The organism is Gemmiger formicilis, from assembly GCF_016901605.1.
GTDB lineage: Bacteria > Bacillota > Clostridia > Oscillospirales > Ruminococcaceae > Gemmiger > Gemmiger formicilis_B.
In genome coordinates this window covers 1-485 of the sequence record NZ_JACJKP010000429.1, presented here as the reverse complement: position 1 = coordinate 485, position 485 = coordinate 1, and the positions used below count along the sequence as shown (strand labels likewise).

The window sequence follows — 485 nt, the reverse complement described above, 5'->3', positions numbered from 1 at the left end:
TTTGCTGTTTGTAATCTGTATTTTGTGAAGCACGAGAAGTGCCTTCCACATGGAGGTTCCTCTTCTCAGCGCCCGCCCAGCACCGCCCGCAGTCTCTCTTCGGTGGCGGCGGGAAAATGGGCCTGAATCTGGCGGAACACCTTCGTCCGGGACTGTACCGGGTCGGTAGCGTAGGCTGTAGTAATGCATTCCGCGCCCCAGAGCGCTTCCGGCGTCGTATACTCTGCCCGGGGCCAGCCATAAGGCTGGCCTTTTTTGTTGAGCTTTTGCCGAAAATCCCGGATGATCAGATAGCTGCTCATCTGCAGATCGGTCACGGTGCCTTCGAAGTTTTTCTCCCCGCCCTTGCCGAACCCGGCCCGCTCCTTCAGTTCATAGGAGAGCAGGGCGTCCGCTTCGGTGAACTGGTCCATGATCTTCTTCTGGCGGACGGTGGCGAGACCATCGTCCCACCGGCTGTCAAAGTCGTAGCCGTCCCGCCGCCA

1 protein-coding gene is annotated in these 485 nt (G+C 59.2%); it reads right to left on the bottom strand.

The annotated features are described in order from the left end of the window. Positions 1–65: 65 nt before the first annotated feature. The coding region (locus tag H6B10_RS15280; protein WP_430661773.1) for an AlkZ-related protein at positions 66–485 on the bottom strand (420 nt) is incomplete at its 5' end.